The 329-nt window shown below is 41.6% G+C and carries 1 protein-coding gene; it reads right to left on the bottom strand.

Annotation, left to right across the window (positions count from 1 at the left end; genetic code table 11):
• Nucleotides 1-329, bottom strand: a 329-nt coding sequence (locus tag J8M01_RS23855; RefSeq protein WP_211059611.1) for a condensation domain-containing protein, incomplete at both ends; no start/stop codon positions are given.

Here is a 329-nt window from a genome sequence, read left to right as displayed (position 1 = left end):
GCTGGGTAATATGGGCATGCGTAAACAAACTGGTATCATATTCCCATGTTAAGCCCAGCCCCATATCACTGAGACTCATATCAATGTCTAAATCATATTTAGCGCGAATAAAGTCACTCTGGTAGGTTTGTAACTCAACATGAGGCAATTGAAATGACTTTGTGCTGCTGTCATCGTGAATACCATAATCACTATTGGTGGTCATGACTATCTGGAATAAAGGGCCGTGTAATGAACTACGGGGGATATTTAAACGTTCGACAAGCTTCTCAAAAGGCACATCCTGATTTGATTGCGCATCTAAGTGTACTTGCCTGATATGCGACAAG

The sequence above is a fragment of the Pseudoalteromonas sp. MMG005 genome (genome assembly GCF_018101015.1).
Lineage (GTDB): Bacteria > Pseudomonadota > Gammaproteobacteria > Enterobacterales > Alteromonadaceae > Pseudoalteromonas > Pseudoalteromonas aurantia.
The sequence above is the reverse complement of the archived record's forward strand: the minus strand, read 5'-3'. Positions and strand labels throughout refer to the sequence as shown.